The organism is Pseudomonas sp. LS-2, assembly GCF_003605735.1.
Taxonomy (GTDB): domain Bacteria; phylum Pseudomonadota; class Gammaproteobacteria; order Pseudomonadales; family Pseudomonadaceae; genus Aquipseudomonas.
In genome coordinates, this window is the sequence record NZ_QXTJ01000026.1 from 197,959 (window position 1) to 219,808 (window position 21,850).

The following is a 21,850-nucleotide window of genomic DNA, read 5'->3' on the forward strand; positions in this document are numbered from 1 at the left end:
TCATGGCAATGAGCCTTTACCCATGATCAGCGTCTGGACATCTCGGGTTCACGCGTCAGACCGGTCTCGGCATTCCAGCCGCCACCCAATGCCGCGATCAATTGAACGCTGGCAATCAGTCGGCTTTGCAACAGTGTCAGCACGCTACGTTCATTACTCAACGCTGTGGTTTGCACGTTTACCACATCAAGATAGCCAATCAATCCGGCTTTGTACTGGTTACTGGTCAGACGCAACGAGTCGCGGGCCGCATCCAGTGCCTCTTTACGCACCCCGGCTTCCTGCTCGTACACGCGCAATTGCGCCATGTAATCCTCGACTTCCTTGAAACCGTCGAGCACCGTCTGCCGGTATTGCGCCACGGTCTGGTCGTAGACCGCTTCGGTGCGATCGACCTCGGCAGCGCGCTGACCACCGTCGAACAGGGTCATGGCCAGTTGCGGCCCCACCGACCAGAAGCGGTTCGGCAGCGTGATCCAGTTACTGAAGGTACTGCTGCTGTAGCCACCATTCATGCTCAGGGTCAGGTCCGGGTAATACGCAGCCTTGGCGACGCCGATGTTGGCGTTGGCGGACATCACCGAACGCTCCGCGGCGGCGATGTCAGGGCGACGTTCGAGCAGTTGCGACGGCAACTGCACCGGAATCTGCGGCAGCGCCGGGATGCGGGTGGTCGGCGCCAGGCTGAAATCGGCCGGCGGCTGCCCCATCAATACCGCGATTGCGCTTTCGAACTGCGCCCGCTGCCAGGCCAGATCGATCAGGTCGGCCTGGGTGCTTTTTAGTTGGGTCTGCGCCTGGGCGATGGCGTCACGCCCGGAAATCCCTGCGCGGTACTGGTTCTGAGTCAGCTTGAGCGAGCGCTCGTAGGTGTCCACGGTCGCTTCCAGCAAACGCTTCTGCTCGTCGATCACCCGCAATTGCAGGTAGTTCTGCACCAGTTGCGATTGCAGGCTCAACTGCATCGAGGCCAGGTCGGCCAGACTGGCCTGGGCGCTGGCCTTGTCGGCTTCCAGACCGCGACGCAGCTTGCCCCAGACATCGGCCTCCCAGCTCACCCCCAACTGCGCGTTGTACGTGTCGCGAATCCCGCTGCTGGAACTGCTCAGGCTGGAGTTGCTGCTGCCGGTGCCCTGACTCGACCGGTTCTTGCTGGTGGTCAGATCGAGGGTTGGAAAGAAAGCGCCGCGAGCACTGCGCACCAGTGCCGCCGCTTGCCGGTATTGGGCTTCGTACTGGGCGACCGTCTGGTTGGAGGTGTTGAGTTTTTCCACCAGCCCGTTCAACTGCGCATCGCCATAGATTTCCCACCAGGCGCCACGGGCGATGGCGTCGCTCGGGTTGGCCTGGGTCCAGCCCTCGGCCTGCTTGAAGTGCGCGGGCGTGGTGACGTCCGGCTTTTTATAGTCCGGGCCGACCGCGCAGGCACTGAGCATCAGCGCGCACAGCGCAATGCCGAAGGTGCGCCGAAAAGGCAGGTTCCGCTGCGGTACAGAAGCGTTCGGGCGATGGGTCATAGCGGAGTTTCCAGGGCAGCATCCGTGCGCACGCCGCGCCATTTGTTGACGCGATGACGCAGACGGTCGAGGTAAAGGTAAACCACGGGGGTGGTGTAGAGCGTGAGAATCTGGCTGAGGATCAGGCCGCCGATGATGGTCAGGCCCAACGGACGGCGCATTTCGGCACCTTCGGCGCTGCTGAGCAGCAACGGCACCGCGCCGAGAATCGCCGCCAGCGTGGTCATCAAAATCGGCCGCAGGCGCTGCAGACAGGCTTGGCGGATCGATTCGAGCGGCGACATGCCGCTGCCGCGCTCGAGTTGCAGCGCCAGGTCGATCATCAGAATGGCGTTCTTTTTGACCACGCCGATCAACAAAAACAACCCCAGCAGCGAGATCAGGCTGAACTGCCCGCCCGTGAGATAAATGCTCAACAGCGCACCGACACCGGCCGACGGCAGCGTCGAGAGAATGGTCAGCGGGTGAATGTAGCTTTCATAGAGAATCCCGAGCACCAGGTACACCGCCACCAGCGCGCCGAGAATCATCCACGGCTGGCTCTTCTGAGTCGCGGCGAATGCATCGGCAGTGCCGGCCATTTTGGCGATCACGTCCTCCGGCAGGCCGACGGCAGCGACCGCGCGCTCGATGGCGGCCGTGGCCTGATCCAGAGTGACGCCGTCGGCCAGATCGAAGGACACGTTGTCGGACGCGAACTGACCTTCGTGGTTGACCCGGTCGTCTTCCAGACTGCGCTCGTAATGGGCGATGGTCGACAGCGGCACTCGCGCACCGTCGGCGGTGATCACCTGCACCTGTTCCAGGGTGATCGGGTCCAGCGCGTACTTGGGATTGACCTCCATCACCACCTGATACTGGTTCAGCGGGTCGTAAATGGTCGAGACCTGACGCTGGCTGTAGGCGTTGTTCAGCACCGTGGTGACCATGTTCATGTCGATGCCCAGACGCTTGGCGGCGTCACGGTCGACGATCAGCGTCACCTGTTGGGTGCCCCCGCCGTCATGGGCGTCGATGGCGGTCAGTTCCTTGAGCGATTTGAGCGCAGCGACGACCTTCGGGTACCACAGACGCAGGCTCTCCAGGTCGCCACTTTGCAGGATGTACTGATACTGCGAACTGGTCTGCTCACGGCCTCCCCCCAGTTGCAGGTCCTGGTCGGGTTGCAGGAACAGGCGCCCGCCCGGCACTTGCGGCATTTCCTTGCGCAGCCGCTCGACCACTTGCTCGGCGCCGATCTTGCGCTCGGAGATGGGTTTCAGACGCACGATGATGAAGGCGTTGCCCGTACCGCCGTTGCCACCGATGAAGCCGGCCACGCTTTCCACCGCAGGGTCCTTGAGGATTGCCGTACGGAACACGTCCATCTTCGGCTGCATCACCGAGAACGACAGGCCGTCGTCGCCGCGCACGAAGCCCATCAACTGGCCGGTGTCCTGCTGCGGCAGGAAGGTTTTCGGGACCACCACGTACAGCGCGATGTTGACGCCGATGGTCAGCAGCAACGTCAGAATGGTCAGGCGCCGATGACGCAACGCCCAGACCAGTGTCCGATCATAACCGGCGACCATGCGGTCGTTGACACGCTGGCTCCAGCGCTGCAAACGGTTCTCCGTGCCGGGCACATGGGGTTTGAGCCAGCGGGCACAGAGCATCGGGGTCAATGTCAGCGAGACCACCAGCGACACGACAATCGACGCCGACAGGGTGATGGAGAACTCGCGGAACAGACTTTCCACCAGCCCGCCCATGAACAGGATCGAAATGAACACCGCCACCAGCGACACGTTCATCGACAGCAGCGTGAAGCCCACTTCCTGCGCACCCCGATACGCCGCCTGCATCGGTGGCACACCTTCGTCGATGTGCCGGGAGATGTTCTCGAGCACGACGATGGCGTCGTCCACCACCAGGCCGGTGGCGAGAATCAGCGCCATCAGCGACAGGTTGTTCAGCGAAAATCCGAACAGGTACATGATGGCGAACGTGCCCACCAGCGACACGGGCACCGCCAGGGTCGGAATCAGCGAGGCGCGGAAATTGCCGAGGAAGAGGAACACCACGATGATCACCAGCACCACGGCAATCAGCAGGGTCATCTCCGCTTCGTGCAGCGTGGCCTTGATCACCGGCGAGCGGTCCATCGCCAGATCCAGCTTGACGCTGGAGGGCAGCACGGCTTGCAGCGCTGGCAACTGCGCCTTGATCGCCGCCACGGTTTCGATGATGTTGGCCCCGGCCTGACGGTTGATCACCAGCAGCACCGCCGACTTCTCGTTGAAGAAGCCGCTGTTGTAGCGGTCCTCCACCGAATCCTTGACCCTGGCCACGTCCTTGAGCCGCAGCGCCGCACCGTTCTGGTAGCGGATGATCAACGGCTCGTAATCCTTGGCCTTCTCCAGTTGATCGTTGGCCTGCACCTGCCAGTTGTGTTCGGCACTTTCGACGAACCCCTTGGGCCGGCGCACGTTGGAGTTGGAGATGGTGGTGCGCACCTCATCCAGCGACACGCCGTACTGATCCAGCAGCTTGGGCTCCAGCTCGACCCGCACCGCCGGCAGCGAACTGCCGCCGATCTGCACTTCGCCCACACCATTCACCTGGGACAGGCTCTGGGACAGGATGGTCGAGGCCAAGTCGTACAACTGGCCCTTTTCCAGCACGTCCGAGGTCAGCGACAGGACCATGATCGGTGCCTGCGACGGGTTGACCTTCTTGTACGTCGGCATGCTGCGCATCCCGCTGGGCAGCAGGTTGCGCGAGGCATTGATCGCCGCCTGCACCTCCCGCGCCGCGCCGTTGATGTCGCGGTCCATGTCGAACTGCAGAATCACCCGCGTGGTGCCCTGACTCGAACGGCTGGTCATGGTGTTGACCCCGGCGATGGTGCCCAGGGACCGCTCCAGCGGTGTCGCCACGCTCGACGCCATGATTTCCGGACTGGCGCCGGGCAACGAAGCCGTGACCACGATCACCGGGAAGTCCATGTTCGGCAGCGGCGAGACCGGCAACAGGCCGAAGCTCATGCCGCCCAGCAGCATGATTGCCAGGCTCAGCAGCATGGTTGCGACGGGTCTGCGGATGAAGGGGGCCGAGAGGTTCATGCGTCGGCCTGTTCCAGCGGGGCTGGCGCGGCCGGTTTGCGTTTCCAGCGACGGCCAAGACGATCGAAGTACAGATAGATGACGGGCGTGGTGAACAGCGTCAGCACTTGACTTACCAGCAGGCCGCCCACCATCACCAGACCCAGCGGCTGGCGCAGTTCGGCGCCGGAGCCTGTGGCGAACATCAACGGAATGGCACCGAACAGGGCCGCCAGCGTGGTCATCAGGATCGGCCGGAAACGCAACAGCGCCGCTTCGTAGATCGCCGTCTCTGGATCCACGCCCCGATTACGCTCTGCGTCCAGCGCGAAGTCGATCATCATGATCGCGTTCTTCTTGACGATACCGATCAGCAGGATGATGCCGATGATGGCGATCATGCCCAGATCGTTGCCGCTGAGAATCAGCGCCAGCAAGGCGCCGATGGCCGCCGACGGCAAGGTCGAGAGAATGGTGATCGGGTGAATGTAGCTTTCGTACAGCACGCCCAGCACGATGTACATCGTCACCACGGCGGCGAGCACCAGCAGCAACGTGCTTGACAGCGACGCCTGAAACGCTTCGGCGGCGCCCTGGAACTGGGTCTGCACGCCAATCGGCATGCCGATGTCCTTCTGCACCTGCTCGATGACTTCCACCGCCTGTCCCAACGCCACGCCGGGCGCCAGGTTGAACGACATCATCACCGCCGGGAACTGGCCGATATGGGCAATCGCCAGTTGCGCCTGACGCTGCTCGACGCGGGCCAGACTCGACAGTTTGACCTGTCCGCCATCGGCGGTCTTGACGTGAATCTGCTCCAGCGCCTGCGGGCCCAAGTCATTACCGGCCGCCGCCTGGAGCACCACGCGGTACTGGCTGGCCTGGGTGTAGATCGTGGAAATCTGCCGCTGGCCGAAAGCGTCGTACAGGGCATCGGTGATATTGGCGACCGTGACACCCAGTCGGCTGGCGGCATCGCGGTCGATATTCAGGTACACCTGCAATCCCTTGTCTTGCAGATCGCTGGCGACGTCGGTCAGTTCCGGGCGCTCGGCCAGGGCATCCACCAGTTTGCCGCTCCACAGGCTCAACAGCTCGGCATCCGGCGAAGACATGCTGAACTGGTATTGGGTGCGGCTGACGCGGTCTTCGATGGTCAGGTCCTGCACCGGCTGCATGAACAGACGAATGTCGGACAGTTGATCCACCTGAGGCTGAATGCGCTGGATCACCTGCGTCGCGGTCAGATCCCGTTGACTGTGTGGCTTGAGGTTGATCAGCATGCGCCCGCTGTTGAGCGTGGCGTTATCCCCGTCGACGCCGATGTAGGACGACAGGCTCGCCACCGCAGGGTCTTGCAGAATGATCTTCGCCAGCGCCTGCTGCCGCTCGCTCATGGAGGCGAACGAGACCGACTGCGGCGCTTCGGATATGCCCTGAATCACGCCCGTGTCCTGCACCGGGAAGAAGCCTTTCGGCACGGCCAGGTACAGCAACACCGTGACACCCAGCGTGGCGATGGCGATCAGCAGGGTCAGCGGTTGATGCTTGAGCACCCATTGCAGCTTGCGGCCGTAGGACGCGATCAGCCAGTCGATCCAGGCACCGCTGGCGCGATAGAAACGGCCCTGCTCCTCTTCCTTGGGTTCGCGCTTGAGCAGCCGCGCGCACATCATCGGCGTCAGCGTCAGGGACACCACCAGCGAAATCAGGATCGCCACCGCCAGCGTGATGGCGAACTCGCGGAACAATCGTCCGACCACGTCCGCCATGAACAGCAACGGAATCAATACCGCGATCAACGAGATGGTCAGCGAGATCAGGGTGAAACCGATTTGCCGGGCGCCTTTGAGCGCCGCCTGCAAGGGGGTCTCGCCCTCCTCCAGATGCCGGGAAATGTTCTCCAGCATGACGATCGCATCGTCCACCACGAAACCGGTGGCAATGGTCATGGCCATCAGCGTCAGGTTGTTGACCGAGAAGCCGGCCAGGTACATCACGCCGAAGGTGCCCACCAGCGACAGCGGCACGGCAATCGAAGGAATGATCGTGGCGCTGAGGCGACGCAGAAACAGAAAGGTCACCAACACCACCAGCACGATGGAAATCAGCAGCTCGTGCTGCACGTCGCTGACCGAGGCGCGAATGGTCTGCGTGCGGTCGGTCAGGACCACGACGTCCAGGCCGGCAGGCAGGTTGTCGGTGATGCTCGGCAGCAAGGCCTTGATCCGGTCGACCACGTCGATGACGTTGGCGCCGGGCTGGCGCTGAATGTTCAGCAGCACCGCCTGGTTTTCGTTGGCCCAGGCCGCCAGACGCTCGTTTTCCGCGCCGTCGACGATCTGCGCCACGTCCTTGAGCCGCAACGGGCCACCGTTGGCGTAGGCCAGAATCAGGTTGGCGTACTCCTCGGGGGATTTGAGTTGATCATTGGCGTCGAGCATCGAGACTCGGGTCGGGCCATCGAAGTTACCCTTGGGCGTGTTGACGTTGGAGGCGTTGACCAGCGTGCGAACGTCCGACAGGTTCAGGCCGTTGGCCGCCAGCGCATCGGGATTGACCTTGATCCGCACCGCCTGACGCTGACCACCGGCGATGCTGACCATGCCGACGCCGCTGATCTGGGCGATCTTCTGCGCCATGCGCGTGTCGACCAGGTCATTGAGCTTGGGCAGCAGCATGGTCTTGGAGGTGATCGCCAGGGTCAGCACCGGCGTATCGGCCGGGTTGACCTTGTTGTAAGTCGGCGGCGCGGGCAAATCGCTCGGCAACAGGTTGGTCGCGCCATTGATCGCGGCCTGCACTTCCTGCTCGGCGACATCCATGTTGATGTCCAGGCTGAAACGCAGCGTGATCACCGAGGCACCACCGGAACTGGTGGACGCCATCTGCGTCAGGCCCGGCATCTGCCCGAACTGGCGCTCCAGCGGCGCGGTCACGGCACTGGTCATCACTTGCGGACTGGCACCGGGGTACAGGGTCATGACCCGGATGGTCGGATAGTCCACCTGCGGCAATGCCGACACCGGCAGCAAGGTGTAGGCGATCAGGCCGGCCAACACGATGGCCAGCATGCTCAGCGTGGTGGCGACGGGCCTGAGGATGAACAGGCGTGACAGGTTCATACGTTGCCTTTCTTCGTGGTGGCGGCCTCGGCCGACTCACCGCTTTCCTTGTCCTTGGCCGGTTGCCCCTGCAACTTGCCGCCCGGCGTCACCGGTACGTCCTTGCTGTCGTTGACCACTTCCACGTCGCTGCCGTCCTTAAGCCGGTCGGTGCCTTCCAGCACCACGCGGTCGCCGGCGGCAAGGCCTTCGGTAATGACCGTGGAGTTTTCATCGCTCGGCCCGGTCTTCAACTGACGGATTCGCACTTTCTTGTCGCCGTCCAACGCATAGACGAAGGTGCCGTTGACGCCGAACTGCACCGCTGCCGACGGAATCAGCACGACATTCTTCAAGGTGTTGGCGAGCAGGCGCGCGTTAACGAACTGATTGGGGAACAGCGCTTCGTTATCGTTATCAAAGCGCGCCTTGAACTTCAGAGTGCCGGTGGTGATGTCGATCTGGTTGTCGATGCTCGCCAGCACGCCCTTGGCCTGCAGTTTCACGTCACCCCGGTCCCAGGCTTCCACCGGCAGTTTGTCGCCGTTGCGGTAGTGCCCAAGTACGTCGGCCAGGTCTTTCTCAGGCAGCGTGAAATTGACCGTGATCGGTTTGGTCTGGGTGATGATCACCAGCGCGGTGGTGTCGTTGGCGGCGACCAGGTTGCCGACGTCCAGTTGGCGCAGGCCGATGCGACCGGAAATCGGCGCACGAATCTGGGTGAAGTCGAGGTTGAGTCTGGCGTCGCCCACCGCCGCCTGATTGGTCTTGATCGTGCCCTGATACTGACCGACCAGCGATTCGGCGGTGTCCAGGGTCTGCTTGGCGATGCTGTCTTCCTTGTACAGGTCCCGATAACGCTGTACGTCGATCTGCGCATTCTTGAGCAGCGCCTGGTTCTGCATCAGCGTGCCTTCAGCCTGTTGCAGGGCGATCTGGTAGCTGCGTGGGTCGATCACCGCCAGCAGATCGCCGGCCTTGACCTGCTGGCCTTCCTGGAAATTGATCTTGACCAGTTCGCCCGCCACCCGGCTACGGACGTTGATGGTGTTCATTGCGGTGACGGTGCCCAGCGCCTTGTAGTAGATCGGGAAGTCCCCGGTGGTCGCTGGCGCTACCCGCACTGGAACCGGGCCGGTGGACCCACCGAAACCGGGACGCTTGGCAGGCTTGCCCGAACGGGTCAGGCCCTTGTGCGCCTCCTCGCTCTGCTGCGCCGTGGCATCGGTTTTTGGCGTCGAGGCCGGCCAGAAGCGCCAGCAGACGCCTGCGACAATCAAGAGAACCAACAGGCTAATCAGCCAGCGACGGGAGTTACGGGAACCAGACGATTGCATGAATAAGTCAACCAGTGTGCGCGTGAGCGTCTTCGGGAGGCTGAACAATAAGCATAGATACGTGCCAAGCAAAGGGCCTTTACCGGCAATTTACCTAGTGCTTACTTTGGTAAGGTGCTGACCTGCAAATGAAAACGGCCTGATCGAGTCAGGCCGCCTTGTGTTGCGATGTATTACAGCGAGGTGTTCGGCAATACGCAACGGACAACTTACTTGAGCACTGCCAGTGCGGCGTCGTAGTTCGGCTCCTGGCCGATTTCCGGAACCAGCTCGCTGTGCAGGACGTTGTCGTTTTCGTCCAGGACCACGACTGCGCGGGTGGTCAGGCCGACCATCGGGCCGTCCGCGATGGCCACACCGTAGGTTTCCATGAAATCAGCGCCACGCATGGTCGACAGGTTCTTCACGTTTTCCAGGCCTTCAGCGCCGCAGAAGCGCGCCTGGGCGAACGGCAGGTCAGCGGAGATGCACAGCACCACGGCGTTGTTCAGCTCGCTGGCCTGGGCGTTGAATTTGCGCACAGAGGTGGCGCAGGTCGGGGTATCGACGCTTGGGAAGATGTTCAGCACCTTGCGTTTGCCGGCGAAGGTTTCCAGTGTCACGTCAGACAGATCGCCACCGACCAGTTTGAAAGCGGGCGCCTTGCTGCCGACCTTCGGCAGTTCGCCGCTGATGTGTACCGGGGAGCCTCTACGAGTCACTTGAGCCATGAGCTGAGTCCTTATTCTGAGGTTGCTGGAAAAGACTGGAAGTTAACCACGAAACCGCTTGGTGACCTACGGGTATACATGAATTTGTTGTCAGCTGCAGCTCCGGATCCCGGCCCTCGGTTGAGTCTCTGGCCGAGAGCATAACCCCTGTAGGAGCGCGCTTGCCCGCGATCGCGTTGTGTCAGCCACCGATAACGGTGGGCGCAGATCGCAATCGCGGGCAACCGCGCTCCGACAGTAATTTGCTCATAGCACTAGAAATCCCGCTTGTAGAAAATATCCAGCGAACTCGCCACGCCACTCGCTGCCTCCAGGTACACCTTCTTGCTCAGCAGATAACGCAGGGCAATGGTGTTGGCAGGTTCGAACACCCCCACGCCGTAACGCAGACTGAGCTTGTCAGTGATCTTGCCGCTGGCAACAACCGCGGTCTTGTCGCCACTGCCGGACGTGTCGAGATCGAAGTCCTTGATTCCCAGGCCCGACGCCAGCTTGCCCGCGGTGGACGAACTGCCTGCCAGCCCGAGGGCCAGCGCGGCCTGAGCCATCATGTTGTTGTCCTCACCAGTGGTGGCCAACGGACGACCCAGTACCAGATAGGAAAGCGCCTGTTCCTGGCTCATGGCAGGCTCCGAAAAGACCGTGGTCGTCGGCTGCTCTGCACTGCCGCTCAGGCGTATGCCGGCGATCACGTCGTCGGTCTGGCGAATCGCTTCGATGTCCAGATACGGCTGATCCACGGGACCGGCGAACAACAACCGGGCCTTGCGAATGGTCAGGCGTTGCCCGTACGCCCGGTAGCGACCATCGTTGAGATTGAGTTCGCCACGGGTGTCGAGGTTGTCGCCAATGTGCACATGCCCCGCGAGATTGGCGGTCAGGCCGAAGCCACTGAAACTGAGTTTCTCCTGCCCGACTTCGACGTTGACGTCCATGGCGATCGCCATCGGCGGCTTACCCTGCTCCGTCTGCGCGCCGACGATCACCGTATCGTCGGAAACCTTGACCGTTGAGGGTGGCAACTGGCGAACCGTGATCTCGCCTTTGGGGATCAAGACCTTGCCGGAAACGGCCAGTCGTTCCCCTTTGAGGGTGATTTTCAGATCCGGCGCAGCCTCGAGCTTGGCATAGGGTTCGACCGTGATCGGCAGATGCGAGCCTTGCAGGCTGACATCGACATCCAGGGCCTCGGCCCACGCAATGTGCCCGCCGATGCTGCCCTGACCTGTAGGGCCGCTGTTCCAGTTGCCTTTGAGCTGCACGTTCTCGCCGGCAATCAAGGCCTGTACGCTGAGCTTTTCCAGGCTGACCGGCAGCTCCGGCCCGGACACCTCGCCGTCGCTCAATGCCACGTTGCCGTTGACCTGCGGCGCCAGCAATCCACCCGATATCCGGCCACTGCCATTGAGCTTGCCATTGAGCTTTTCGATCATGGGCACGAATGGGCGCGCCACGGAAATATCCAGGCCACTGAGGTTGAAATCACCATTGACGGTCTTGTTCTTCGCCAGAGGATCGATGCTCAGTCGCGCCAGCAGATCGCCGAGTTTGCCGCCACGAAAATCCAGGGCGGTGTCGACTTTCTTCGGCGTCAGGCTACTGGTCAGCTTCAGCATCTGGTAAGGAAAATCAAGCCACTGGTTCTTTTCCTTGACCCGCAAGGTGCCGCCACTGGCATCGATCACCACTTGGCCATTGGGGCCCGCAGCCGGAATGTCCAGTTGAACATCGGCATTGAGGGCGCCTTTCCAGGCGAAGTCTTTGGGCAGCCATTGCGCAAGACTTTCCAGCGGGAATTGCTTGAGGTGGTAACGCAGGCGCGGGTCGGGCATCAGCCGTTGATCCTCGCCGCACAGGCTTGCAGGCCCCGACATCCAGCAGTGTGCGCCGAAATTGATCTTGCCATCGGCCAGACGCTCGAGCTTGGCCGGCTGCTGAAGCTTCCAGTCCTGGCCCCCGGTCTGGATATCGCCACTGGCAAGACGACCGCGCCAGTTGCCTTTGTCCAGATTACCGTCCAGCGCCAGGGCCAGCTTGAGCAGCGGCCCTTGCAGATCGAGTTTGACCTGCTGACGTTTGATATCGCCCTGACCATTGACCGTCAGCGCGCCCAGCGCCGTATCGCCCACCTGAATGCCCCGGGTCTTCAGGTCGATGGCGGCGCGTTGAGCGTTGTCCAGTTTCGCGGTCAGGTTCAGGCTTTGCAGCTTGTTGGTTTCGTAGGCGAGCTGATTGCCTTGCAACGCCAACTGCCCCTGGGGCGCCTGGAGCGTTCCCGCCAGATCCACGCGGCCCTTGACCTGGCCTTGCAGTCGCGGCCACAACTGACCCAGACGCGGCAGATTGAGGTCCAGTTGCCCGGCAAGTTTCTGTTGCAAGCTGCCGGTACCGTCGATGCGGTTGTCGCCCAGGCGAATCTGCAAGGCACTGACGTTCCACTTGTCCCCCGCGCCGTCGGCCTTGGCCTGCAACACCGCCGGCTGACCGCGCAACCGCCCCTTGAGGTCCAGATCGGCATTCAGATTCAACTGCTCGTTCTTGAACGCACCTTTGCTGCGCAAGGGACCTGCCAGAGAACCCGGCAGCTCCGCGACCCAGAACGACGGATCGATGGCACTCAGATCCAGCGCAGTGTCCCACGCAACGCCATCGGCGAACTGCACATTCAGGTGACCGCTGGCCTTGCCCTGCCCCGCGACAAGCTCCAGCTGCGGCAGGAAAATCTGCTGCAGATCGCCGCTGAAAGGGCTTGTCAGGCTGAACGGACCCGCAGGGCCTTTGAAGTCTCCCGCGAAGTTGCCCAGGTACTTGCCGTCCGTGTAAGACACCTCGCCATTGAAGGCATGAACACTGACCTGTGGCTCGTCGATCACCGGGTACAGGCGATGCCACGGGAAGTCCAGCCAGTCGATCTTCGCCTCGGCTCTCAGGCCTTTCTGCCAGTCGACCGTGCCACTGAGTTTGAGCCGTTGCTCGGCGCTGGCGGTCAGATCAAGCGTGGTCACTTGCGCGCCCTTTGCATCGACTCGCCCTTGCAGTGCCAGCGTCACTGGCCCCTGTTCGGCGGGCAAACTGGCATTGCCGAGAATCGCGTAACCCTGTGCCAGGTCGCCCTTGGCGTTCAGGGTCAGTGTGTTGACCTGGAGGGTATCCGGTAGATTGGCGCTGGCCTTGAACCGGTCGCTGGTGATCGCGATTTGCGCAGGGAGATTCTCCACCAGCGGTTGCAACTCACCCACCAGCTTCGCGTCGATGTAACCGCTGGTTTGCCCGTTGAGCGTGAGGGTCTTGAGCAGATCGCCTTGAACGTTCAAGGTCAGGGACAACGGCTGGCCGCTCACATCCGGCAGTTTGACCTGGCCCTGGGCCGTCAGCGGCCAGTCGGCAGCGGGCTTGAGCAAACCGCTGAGGTCAACAACGATGTCGTCACGCCGGGCATGAACCGAATCGATCTTCAAACCGTCGGCAGTCCAGTGTGCGGCCAGTTGCAGGTCGCGCACCTGCTCGCTGCCGTCCAGGTGCAGACTGCCGATCTGCACCTGGCCCAGTTCGATGGCCAGCGGCAGCTTGAGATCAGGCAGCGTGATCGGGCCGCTACTGGCTGCGCCACTGGAGGGCGGGAACTGCAAGCGAATGTCACCCGCCTGCAAGGTGTCGATGCACAGCGTCATGCGGGTCAGGCACGACGGCGACCACTCGAACACCGGCGCTTGGACCTGGACCTTGCTTTCACCCTGTTGCCAGACCAGCGAATCGGCCTGCCATCCGCCGCCGAGATGACCGGAGAAGTTCTCCAGGTGCAGGCCCGGCACCCGTTCCAGCGCCCAGCGACTGCCGGATTGGGTGCCCAGCACCAGGCCAATGGCTACGGCAATCAGCAGAACGAGGGTTAAAAGAGCCATGGCGACAATGAGTGCGCCACGTTTAAACAGTGCCGTACGCGTCACAGTTCAGGTCCCATCGAGAAGTGCAGACGAATACCGCCGTCGTCGTCCAGTGCGTGTGCCAGATCCAGGCGCAGCGGGCCGACGGGTGAAACCCAGCGAATACCGATACCGACGCCTGTCTTCAGGTTCGGAAGGTCCAGCGAGTTGAATGAATTGCCTTCGTCGACGAACGCCGCGATTCGCCACTTCTCAGCGATCGAATATTGATATTCGGCGCTGCCAGCAACCATGTAGCGACCCCCGATCTTGTCNGCACGCTCTGATCGCCACCGGCGAAGAAGCGCAGCGAGGGCGGGATGGATTTGTAGCCGTTGGTAGCGGTGCCACCGACCTGAATACGCCCCAGAAAACGATGGTTCTGCGCGATGGTCGTCAAGCCTTTCACCAATGCCGTGCCATGCACGACGTTGGCGTCCGAGCCCAGCCCTTCTTTCGCCACTTGAGTGTCGAACTGCAAGCGGTAACCATTGTGCGGGTCGATGCGGTTGTCGCTGCGCAGATAGGAGTAGCTGATGCCAGGCATCAACAGCGTGCTCAAGCCTGCGTCATCGCCAAGGCGGTATTCTTCGCGTTGCCACTTCAGGGAAATGACGCGCTCCCAGCCACTGGGCAATTTGCTGTGCCACTCCGGGCCCACGGTGAGCAATTTACTCAGGCTGTCAGTGTCAGCTATTTCTTCGTATTGATAACCGCCAGCGAAACGCAGCTTGTCGGTCAGCGGCGGGTCCAGCGGAATGTCGTAAAACAGCCCGACGTTCTGCCGAGGTGCGGATAGCTCGGATTCCACGCCATAACTGTGGCCCTGGGGGTTGACCCAGTGCCGCGTCCAGTTGGCCTTGACGCGAGGGCCAACGTCGGTGGAATACCCCAGCCCCAGGCCCATGGTGCGGGGCTTGCGGGTTTCCAGTTGAACGTTGACCGGAATGACCTGGCCCTGTGCATCGGTGGGCGACGCATCCACGCGTACACCTTCGAAATACCCGCTGGACTGCATGGCCTGATTCAGCTCGGCGATCAGCTCCGAGTCGTAGGGCGTATCCTCCTTGAATGGCACCATGCGCCGCAGTAGGTCCTCATCGAAAGGAGAATCGCCGCTGAACGACACCTTGCCCAGAGAAAAACGTGGCCCGCTGTCATAGACCAGTTCGATGTCGGCGACACCGGCACGGGGATCAACCGAAAGACGTTGAGTGACAAAGCGCCCCTGGAAAAAACCATAACGCGCGGCCTGATTCTGTATCAGGCGCTTGGCGTCTTCGTAATGTCCGTGGTTGAGCACGGCGCCGGACTTGAGCGCGTCGCTCTTCGGCACCCTGAACGCCTTGAGCTGGCTGGCGGGCCCGTCGATCCGGACCGTCACCTTGCGCAGGTGCACCGGCTCACCAGGCTGGACGTTGAGCACCAGGTGCAGGTCCTTGTCCCTGCGCTCGACTTCACTGTCGATCTGCGCCTGGTAGTAGCCCAACGCCTGGGCGGCTTTTTGCGCCTGCTCGACAGCGCCCACGCTGAAACGCTCTAGCGCCTGTTCGTCGCGCTCGCCAAGATCGCCCACGTACCCTTCAATGTTGGATTTGAGCTCGGAGTTGGAAGGTTTGATCCGCACGTCCAGCTGGGCATCGGCGAACGCCGCACAACTGGAAAACATCAGGAGAAAACCGCTGGTAAATCGACCGGGAAACTTCATAGGCGCGGATGCTAACACGAGCGGCGGGTGCTGCTGGAACCCGCAAAAATGGAGAGATGACCCGCGATCAAGCCATGGAGCCCAATGAAACCTGAGGGTTGGGGTGGAAAAATACGTGCTCCCGGATGGGTCCTACGGCAACTTCACCGATTTCCTCGTACCCCTGTCGCTTGTAGAACTCAAGATAATGACCATTGCCCGTGTCCAGCACGATGCCCTGTGAGTTCTCATCGACCGCGCACCAGTCGTGCAGCGCCTGTAACAGTTGCTCGCCGTAGTGACGCCCCTGAAAATCCGGATGAATCCCCAGCAGCGGCAGGACATGAACCGCGTCGCTCGGCAGGCACGCCAGCACCGCGTTGTAGTACTCCAGATAGCGTTGGGTGCAGCGCAGACCGGTGCCCATGACCATCCGCAAACGCCACGCCCAGCTTTCGGTGATGCCCAAACGGCGCTGAGGTGGCGCGATCAGTGCAACGCCCACCAGACGGTCCTCGACGAACAGGCCCAGTGCCGGGAGGTCCTGCAAAAAGTGCTGCTTCACCAGTCCGCGAATCGTCGCGCGCACCCGCTGCTCGTAGCCGGTGCGACCGGATTCGAACAGATAGCCGAAGCTCGGTTCGTGGCGGTAGGCCTGATACAACAGAGAGCGGGCCTCTCGGGAATATCCGCTGTCCAGTTGGCGAATGTCGGCCAATGCAGTCGTTGATTCAGGCATGTGATGGTGTCCCTTTCGATGACGACCCGCCTCGGTGGGACGGGTTCGCAGTGTCAAGCGTTCGAGTCGTGGGCTCTGACGACAGTTCCGGCGATTTTTCAGGCATTTGTCACAGCGTAGCAGCCCGTCCGTTTCGAGATGCCGCTATGGTGCTGGCCGTTGGCAGACAGGTCGGCTAGCATCGCTGTTTGTTTTTTGCCAGGACTGCCGTCTATGAAAATTGTGTCTTTCAACATCAACGGCCTGCGCGCCCGCCCCCATCAGTTGGCAGCGCTGATTGAAAAACACCAGCCTGACGTCATCGGTCTGCAGGAAACCAAGGTCTCGGACGACCAATTCCCCCAGGCAGACATCGAAGCGCTGGGCTACCACGTACATTTCCATGGTCAGAAAGGCCATTACGGCGTTGCGCTGCTGTCGCGTCTGCCGCCGCTGTCGCTGCACAAAGGTTTCGACACCGACGACGAGGAAGCCCAGCGCCGTTTCATCTGGGGCACGTTCGCTGATCGCAACGGCACGCCGGTGACGATCATGAACGGCTATTTCCCTCAGGGCGAAAGTCGCGACCACCCTACCAAGTTCCCGGCCAAGACCCGGTTTTACGCCGACCTTCAGCAACTGCTGGAAACCCGGTTCAGCAACGACCAGCCGCTGGTGGTGATGGGCGACGTGAACATCTCGCCGGAGGACAGCGACATCGGCATTGGCCCTGACAATGCCAAACGCTGGCTCAAGACCGGCAAGTGCAGTTTCCTGCCCGAAGAGCGCGAGTGGATGGCCAAGCTGAAGAACTGGGGCCTGGTGGACAGCTTCCGTCATCTATATCCGGAAGTGGTCGACCAGTTCAGTTGGTTCGATTACCGCAGCCGTGGTTTTGAGGACCAGCCCAAGCGTGGTCTGCGCATCGACCTGATCCTGGCGTCTCACGGCCTGCAACCGCGCATCAAGGCGGCGGGCGTGGATTATGATCTGCGCGGGATGGAAAAACCGTCGGATCACGCGCCGATCTGGCTTGAGTTGAGCTGAATCACTCCAGTGAGCTTTGGAGCAGCACGGCTTGCCGGCAAGTAGCGGTTACGCGACCGCTGCCGCCGGCAAGCCGGACTGCTACAGGGTTTACGATCTGGAAACCAGCGCCGGCGCCCGCACCGGCCTGTCATATCGGCGTAACGCATCTGTCTTATTCTCCGGCCACCCTTGGCCCCTGGACGATGCCGCACATGCAGCGCAGCCGATTTTTTCGTTTCGTTTTTGCAGCAGCGCTGTCTGGCGCTTTTTCGCTGGGAGCACAGGCAACTGCCCTGCCCTTGCCGTCCGATAATCTGCCCGCATTGCGAATCCAGGGTTCCAATACCATCGGTGCGCAGCTCGGCCCGGCGCTGGTCGTCGGCCTGCTGACTCAGCAAGGCGCGCAGAACGTCCAACAGCAATCGGGAACGCGCTCTAACGAAATCCGTGTGGTTGGGCAAATGCCTTCCGGTCAGACCCTCAGTGTCGAGATCGCGGCGCACGGGTCGAGCACCGGATTCACGGCGCTGAAAGCAGGTCAAGCCGATCTGGCCGCGTCTTCACGGCCTATCAAGAACAGTGAAGTCAGCGATCTGGCAGCCTTGGGTGACCTGCGCAGCCAGAACGCCGAGCAGGTGATCGCCATTGACGGCGTCGCGGTGATCCTGCACCCCTCCAACCCGGTACGAGAACTGAGCATCAATCAGTTGGCGAGGATCTTCTGCGGCGAGATCCATGACTGGGAGCAACTGGGCGGTACGGGCGGCGCCATTCACCTTTATGCTCGCGATCAGCAATCCGGTACGTTCGACACCTTCAATGAACTGGTGCTGGCCCGATTCGACAAAGGCCTGGCCCGCGATGCCCGTCGCTTCGAGTCCAGCGAAGGGCTGTCCGATGAGGTCAGCAACGACCGCCAGGGCATCGGCTTCATCGGCCTGCCCTACGTGCGCAAAGCGAAAGCCGTGGCGATCATCGACGGTGAATCGAAGGCCATGTTGCCCAGCGTCAGCCTGATCGCCACCGAAGACTATCCCTTGTCCCGCCGACTCTATTTCTATCTACCCCCCGAATCCGGACAGCGTTGGGCCAAGGCGCTGGTCCGGTTTGCCCAGAGCCCGCAGGGCCAGTCCATCGTTGCGCAGAACGGATTCGTCGCCCAGACGATTCAGGCCGTCAAAGTCCGGCCTACGTCACAGATGCCCCTGGAGTATCAGAACCTGACTCGAGAGGCCGAGCGACTGTCGGTGAACTTCCGGTTCGCACAGGGCAGCGCTTCACTGGACACCAAAGCCCGGCTGGACCTCAAACGGGTGGTCGATTACCTCAAAGCCCATGACAAGCTCGATCAGAAAGTCACGCTGGTGGGTTTTGGCGATGCGAAAAGCGACCCTGCGCGGGCGCAGCTGCTGTCGAAACTGCGCGCCATGGCTGTGCGCCGAGAGCTGCTGAAAAGCCAGGTTGTCCTGCATGATGTGCGCGGTTTTGGCGACGAGATGCCCGTGGCAACCAATGATGTCGACGAAGGCCGGATCAAGAATCGACGCGTCGAGGTGTGGGTGGAGTAGCGTTGGGATACGTGTGCCGGCGTGCTGGCGAACGGGTGAGGCATTCGACATCGATGTAACGGGCCTTACGCTTTCGCCAGCAAGCCGGCTCCCACGGCTTTCGGCCAGAATCAAAAGCAGGAGCACGGCTACCGGGTGTCATTGCCAATGACTCAACGATGCTCACTGCGCATCAGCTCTTTGGGCACGTACTTACCCACTTCATATTTACCGATGGCCGCACGGTGCACTTCATCCGGGCCGTCGGCCAGGCGCAGCGTACGCTGCATTGCGTACATGTACGCCAGCGGGAAGTCGCCGGAAACACCTGCACCGCCGTGGATCTGGATCGCCCGATCGATCACCCGGAGCGCAACGTTGGGTGCGACCACCTTGATCTGGGCAATCTCGCTCTTCGCCACTTTGTTGCCCGCAGTATCCATCATGTAAGCGGCTTTGAGGGTGAGCAGCCGCGCCATGTCGATTTCCATCCGCGAATCGGCAATCTTGTCGATATTGCCGCCAAGGCGCGCCAACGGGCGACCGAATGCCGTGCGCTGCACCGAACGCTTGCACATCAATTCCAGCGCCCGTTCCGCCATGCCGATCGAACGCATGCAGTGATGAATCCGGCCAGGGCCGAGGCGTCCCTGGGCAATCTCGAAGCCACGCCCTTCTCCCAGCAGGACGTTTTCGTACGGGACCCGCACGTTCTCGAACAGCACTTCGGCATGCCCATGGGGAGCGTCGTCGTAACCGAACACCGGTAGGGGACGCACGATTTTCACGCCGGGCGCGTCGGTAGGCACCAGAATCATCGAATGCTGTTGGTGGCGTGGACCATCGGGATTGCTGAGGCCCATGAAAATCATGATCTTGCAGCGCGGATCGCAGGCGCCGGATGTCCACCACTTGCGACCGTTGATGACCCACTCATCACCGTCACGAACGGCACGGGCGGCCATATTGGTGGCGTCCGACGAGGCGACGTCCGGTTCGGTCATGGCGAACGCCGAGCGAATCTCGCCACGCAGCAAAGGTTCGAGCCACTGCTGTTTCTGACCTTCGCTGGCGTAACGCACCAGCACTTCCATGTTTCCGGTATCAGGCGCCGAGCAGTTGAACGGCTCCGGCCCCAGCAGCGAACGGCCCATGATCTCGGCCAGTGGCGCGTATTCAAGGTTGGTCAGGCCTGCGCCCAGCTCGGACTCGGGTAGAAACAGGTTCCACAGCCCTTCGGCCTTGGCGCGCGCCTTCAGCTCTTCCATGATCGCGGTCGGCTGCCAGCGGTCCCCTTCGGCGACCTGGCGCTCGAAGACCGGCTCGGCCGGGTACACGTAGGTGTCCATAAACGCAGTGACGCGCTCGCGCAGTTCCTGAACCTTCGGGGAGTAAGCGAAATCCATCGGGCAGCTACCTTCTATGAGGTGATTTCAAGTCATGACGGGATGCTAGATCAGGGCCCTGTATTTATCTAACCTATTCTCGGCGTGTATAAACATTCATAACCGATATATGATCACTCCGTTCCTGAACGTCCGTACCAAGTCAGGTCCGAATCACAGCCCAATAACAAAAGCAGCGTGAGGCGCACAGCAATGAACCTGAGCAAGGTCGATCTCAACCTCTTTATTGTCTTTGACGCCATCTATACCGAAGCCAACCTGACCCGTGCCGGTCAGATCGTCGGCATCACCCAGCCCGCTGTGTCCAACGCCCTGGCCCGACTGCGGGAAACCTTCAACGACCCGCTGTTCGTACGGACCGCCCAAGGCATGGTGCCTACGCCGATGGCGCAGAACATCATCGGGCCGGTGCGCAACGCCTTGTCGCTGCTGCGGGTGTCGGTCCAGGAAAGCCGGATCTTCACCCCCCTCCAGGCCAACAAGAACTACCGCATCAGCATGACCGACCTCACCGAGGCGATCATTCTGCCGGCGCTGTTCCAGCGTCTTCGCCGCCTTGCGCCTGCCGTGACCATCGAAAGTTTTCTGTCCAAGCGTCGGGAAACCACCAAGGAACTGGCCGCCGGCCGGCTGGATTTCGCCGTGGATGCGCCGCTCAACACCGATCCCCAGGTGCGCCACGTCAAGCTCATGGAGGACAACTACGTCTGTGCGATGCGCAAAGGCCACCCGCTGGCGCCGAAGGCGCGCATCAGCCTGGACGATTACCTGTCGGTGGCGCACATCCATATTTCCAGTCGCCGCAGCGGATTGGGGTATGTGGATCTGGCGCTGGGAAAAATGGGTATCCAGCGCAAGATCGCCCTGCGCTCTCAGCACTATCTGATGGCGTCACAGGTGTTGCAACAGACCGACATGGTGATGACCGTCCCGGAACGCTTCGCCCGACGCAACGATCTGCACTTCGTTCATTTGCCGGTCAATGACGTGCCGACCGTGGAGACCCATCTGTACTGGCACGAGAGCACTGATCAGGATCCTGCGAATCGCTGGATGCGCGAACAGATCATCGAACTGTGCCAGTTGGTGGTGGCGCAGGAACGCAAGCTGGAGAAAGAACTTGAGGCCGTAGTCAGGTAATTGTTCTATTTGAATTTACGCGAAATACCTCATGTGCTTTCTAGTCACACTTCAGGTGGTTTCGAGGAACGATCATGGAACCCGCGTCACCCCGCGCATCTGTATCAGTCCGGCTTGCTGGCAGTTGCGATTTCACGAACGCCTCAAGCATGACTGCAAATCGGGAGACGTTTGCTCGCTTGCGACCTTGACGTTAACGTCAAGGTAGCCGTACGTTCGCCGGAAGCACGACTACTACGAGCACGTCCATGAGCAACCTGACCTACAGCATTTCCGACCTCGCCCGCGAGCTGGACATCACCACTCGCACCATCCGTTTTTATGAAGAACAAGGCATGCTCAGCCCGGAGCGGCGCGGCCTGGAGCGGATCTATTCGGCCCGCGACAAAGTCACCCTCAAGCTGATCCTGCGGGGCAAACGCATCGGTTTCTCCCTCGCCGAATGCCGCGACCTGATTGGGCTCTACGACCCCAGCGGCGGTAACCAGAAGCAACTGACCACGATGCTGGGGAAGATTGCCGAGCGTCGCGCGCAACTGGATCAGCAGTTGCTGGACATTCAGCAGATGCAAATGGAACTGGATACTGCCGAAGAACGGTGCAAGCTCGCACTGGGCAATTCCGTTGACTGACAGATCGTTAAACG

The 21,850-nt window shown here is 61.4% G+C and carries 13 protein-coding genes and 1 pseudogene; 4 read left to right on the forward strand and 10 right to left on the reverse strand.

Annotated features, from left to right (window positions below; genetic code table 11):
* Positions 1-26: 26 nt before the first annotated feature.
* From D3M70_RS15730 to D3M70_RS15765, 9 genes and pseudogenes are all read right to left on the reverse strand, one after another.
* Entirely contained in the window at positions 27-1,517 is a 1,491-nt protein-coding gene (locus tag D3M70_RS15730; RefSeq protein ID WP_120126648.1) for an efflux transporter outer membrane subunit, read from the reverse strand.
* Positions 1,514-4,621, reverse strand: coding sequence for an efflux RND transporter permease subunit (locus D3M70_RS15735; RefSeq protein WP_120126649.1), 3,108 nt, complete (start codon positions 4,619-4,621; stop codon positions 1,514-1,516). The genes D3M70_RS15730 and D3M70_RS15735 overlap by 4 nt, the downstream gene beginning before the upstream one ends.
* Complete coding sequence (locus D3M70_RS15740; RefSeq protein WP_120126650.1) at positions 4,618-7,728, reverse strand: MdtB/MuxB family multidrug efflux RND transporter permease subunit; 3,111 nt, start codon at positions 7,726-7,728, stop codon at positions 4,618-4,620. Before D3M70_RS15740 ends, D3M70_RS15735 begins: the two co-directional genes overlap by 4 nt.
* Positions 7,725-9,059 (reverse strand): MdtA/MuxA family multidrug efflux RND transporter periplasmic adaptor subunit, encoded by a 1,335-nt coding sequence (locus D3M70_RS15745; protein ID WP_120126837.1) that lies wholly within the window; start codon positions 9,057-9,059, stop codon positions 7,725-7,727. The genes D3M70_RS15740 and D3M70_RS15745 overlap by 4 nt, the downstream gene beginning before the upstream one ends.
* Positions 9,060-9,253: 194 nt before the next feature.
* Positions 9,254-9,754 carry a thiol peroxidase gene (tpx, locus tag D3M70_RS15750; RefSeq protein WP_120126651.1) on the reverse strand — a complete coding sequence of 167 codons (501 nt, stop codon included), beginning with the start codon at positions 9,752-9,754 and terminating at the stop codon, positions 9,254-9,256.
* Positions 9,755-10,008: 254 nt separating this feature from the next.
* Positions 10,009-13,656 carry a translocation/assembly module TamB domain-containing protein gene (locus D3M70_RS15755; protein ID WP_120126838.1) on the reverse strand — a complete coding sequence of 1,216 codons (3,648 nt, stop codon included), beginning with the start codon at positions 13,654-13,656 and terminating at the stop codon, positions 10,009-10,011.
* A 41-nt stretch (positions 13,657-13,697) separates the two neighbouring features.
* Positions 13,698-13,952 (reverse strand): BamA/TamA family outer membrane protein (locus D3M70_RS33265; RefSeq protein ID WP_256659866.1); only part of this gene is annotated, 255 nt, incomplete at its 5' end.
* Between the two features lies 1 nt (position 13,953).
* Positions 13,954-15,385 (reverse strand): annotated as a pseudogene (locus tag D3M70_RS15760) (autotransporter assembly complex family protein); the annotation flags it as partial.
* Between the two features lie 67 nt (positions 15,386-15,452).
* On the reverse strand, positions 15,453-16,103 hold the full coding sequence (locus D3M70_RS15765; RefSeq protein WP_120126652.1) for an N-acetyltransferase: 651 nt from the start codon (positions 16,101-16,103) through the stop codon (positions 15,453-15,455).
* Between the two features lie 213 nt (positions 16,104-16,316).
* Here D3M70_RS15765 and xthA point away from each other — a divergent pair, with 213 nt between their 5' ends.
* Entirely contained in the window at positions 16,317-17,129 is an 813-nt protein-coding gene (xthA, locus tag D3M70_RS15770; protein WP_120126653.1) for an exodeoxyribonuclease III, read from the forward strand.
* 194 nt (positions 17,130-17,323) lie between these two features.
* Positions 17,324-18,679 (forward strand): substrate-binding domain-containing protein, encoded by a 1,356-nt coding sequence (locus tag D3M70_RS15775; RefSeq protein WP_120126654.1) that lies wholly within the window; start codon positions 17,324-17,326, stop codon positions 18,677-18,679.
* 152 nt (positions 18,680-18,831) lie between these two features.
* Here the strand turns inward: D3M70_RS15775 and D3M70_RS15780 are convergent, their stop codons facing one another.
* Entirely contained in the window at positions 18,832-20,064 is a 1,233-nt protein-coding gene (locus D3M70_RS15780; RefSeq protein WP_120126655.1) for an acyl-CoA dehydrogenase, read from the reverse strand.
* A 192-nt stretch (positions 20,065-20,256) separates the two neighbouring features.
* Here D3M70_RS15780 and D3M70_RS15785 point away from each other — a divergent pair, with 192 nt between their 5' ends.
* Positions 20,257-21,204 (forward strand): LysR family transcriptional regulator, encoded by a 948-nt coding sequence (locus D3M70_RS15785; RefSeq protein ID WP_120126656.1) that lies wholly within the window; start codon positions 20,257-20,259, stop codon positions 21,202-21,204.
* Between the two features lie 248 nt (positions 21,205-21,452).
* Positions 21,453-21,836 (forward strand): MerR family DNA-binding transcriptional regulator, encoded by a 384-nt coding sequence (locus tag D3M70_RS15790; protein ID WP_120126657.1) that lies wholly within the window; start codon positions 21,453-21,455, stop codon positions 21,834-21,836.
* Positions 21,837-21,850 lie beyond the last annotated feature (14 nt).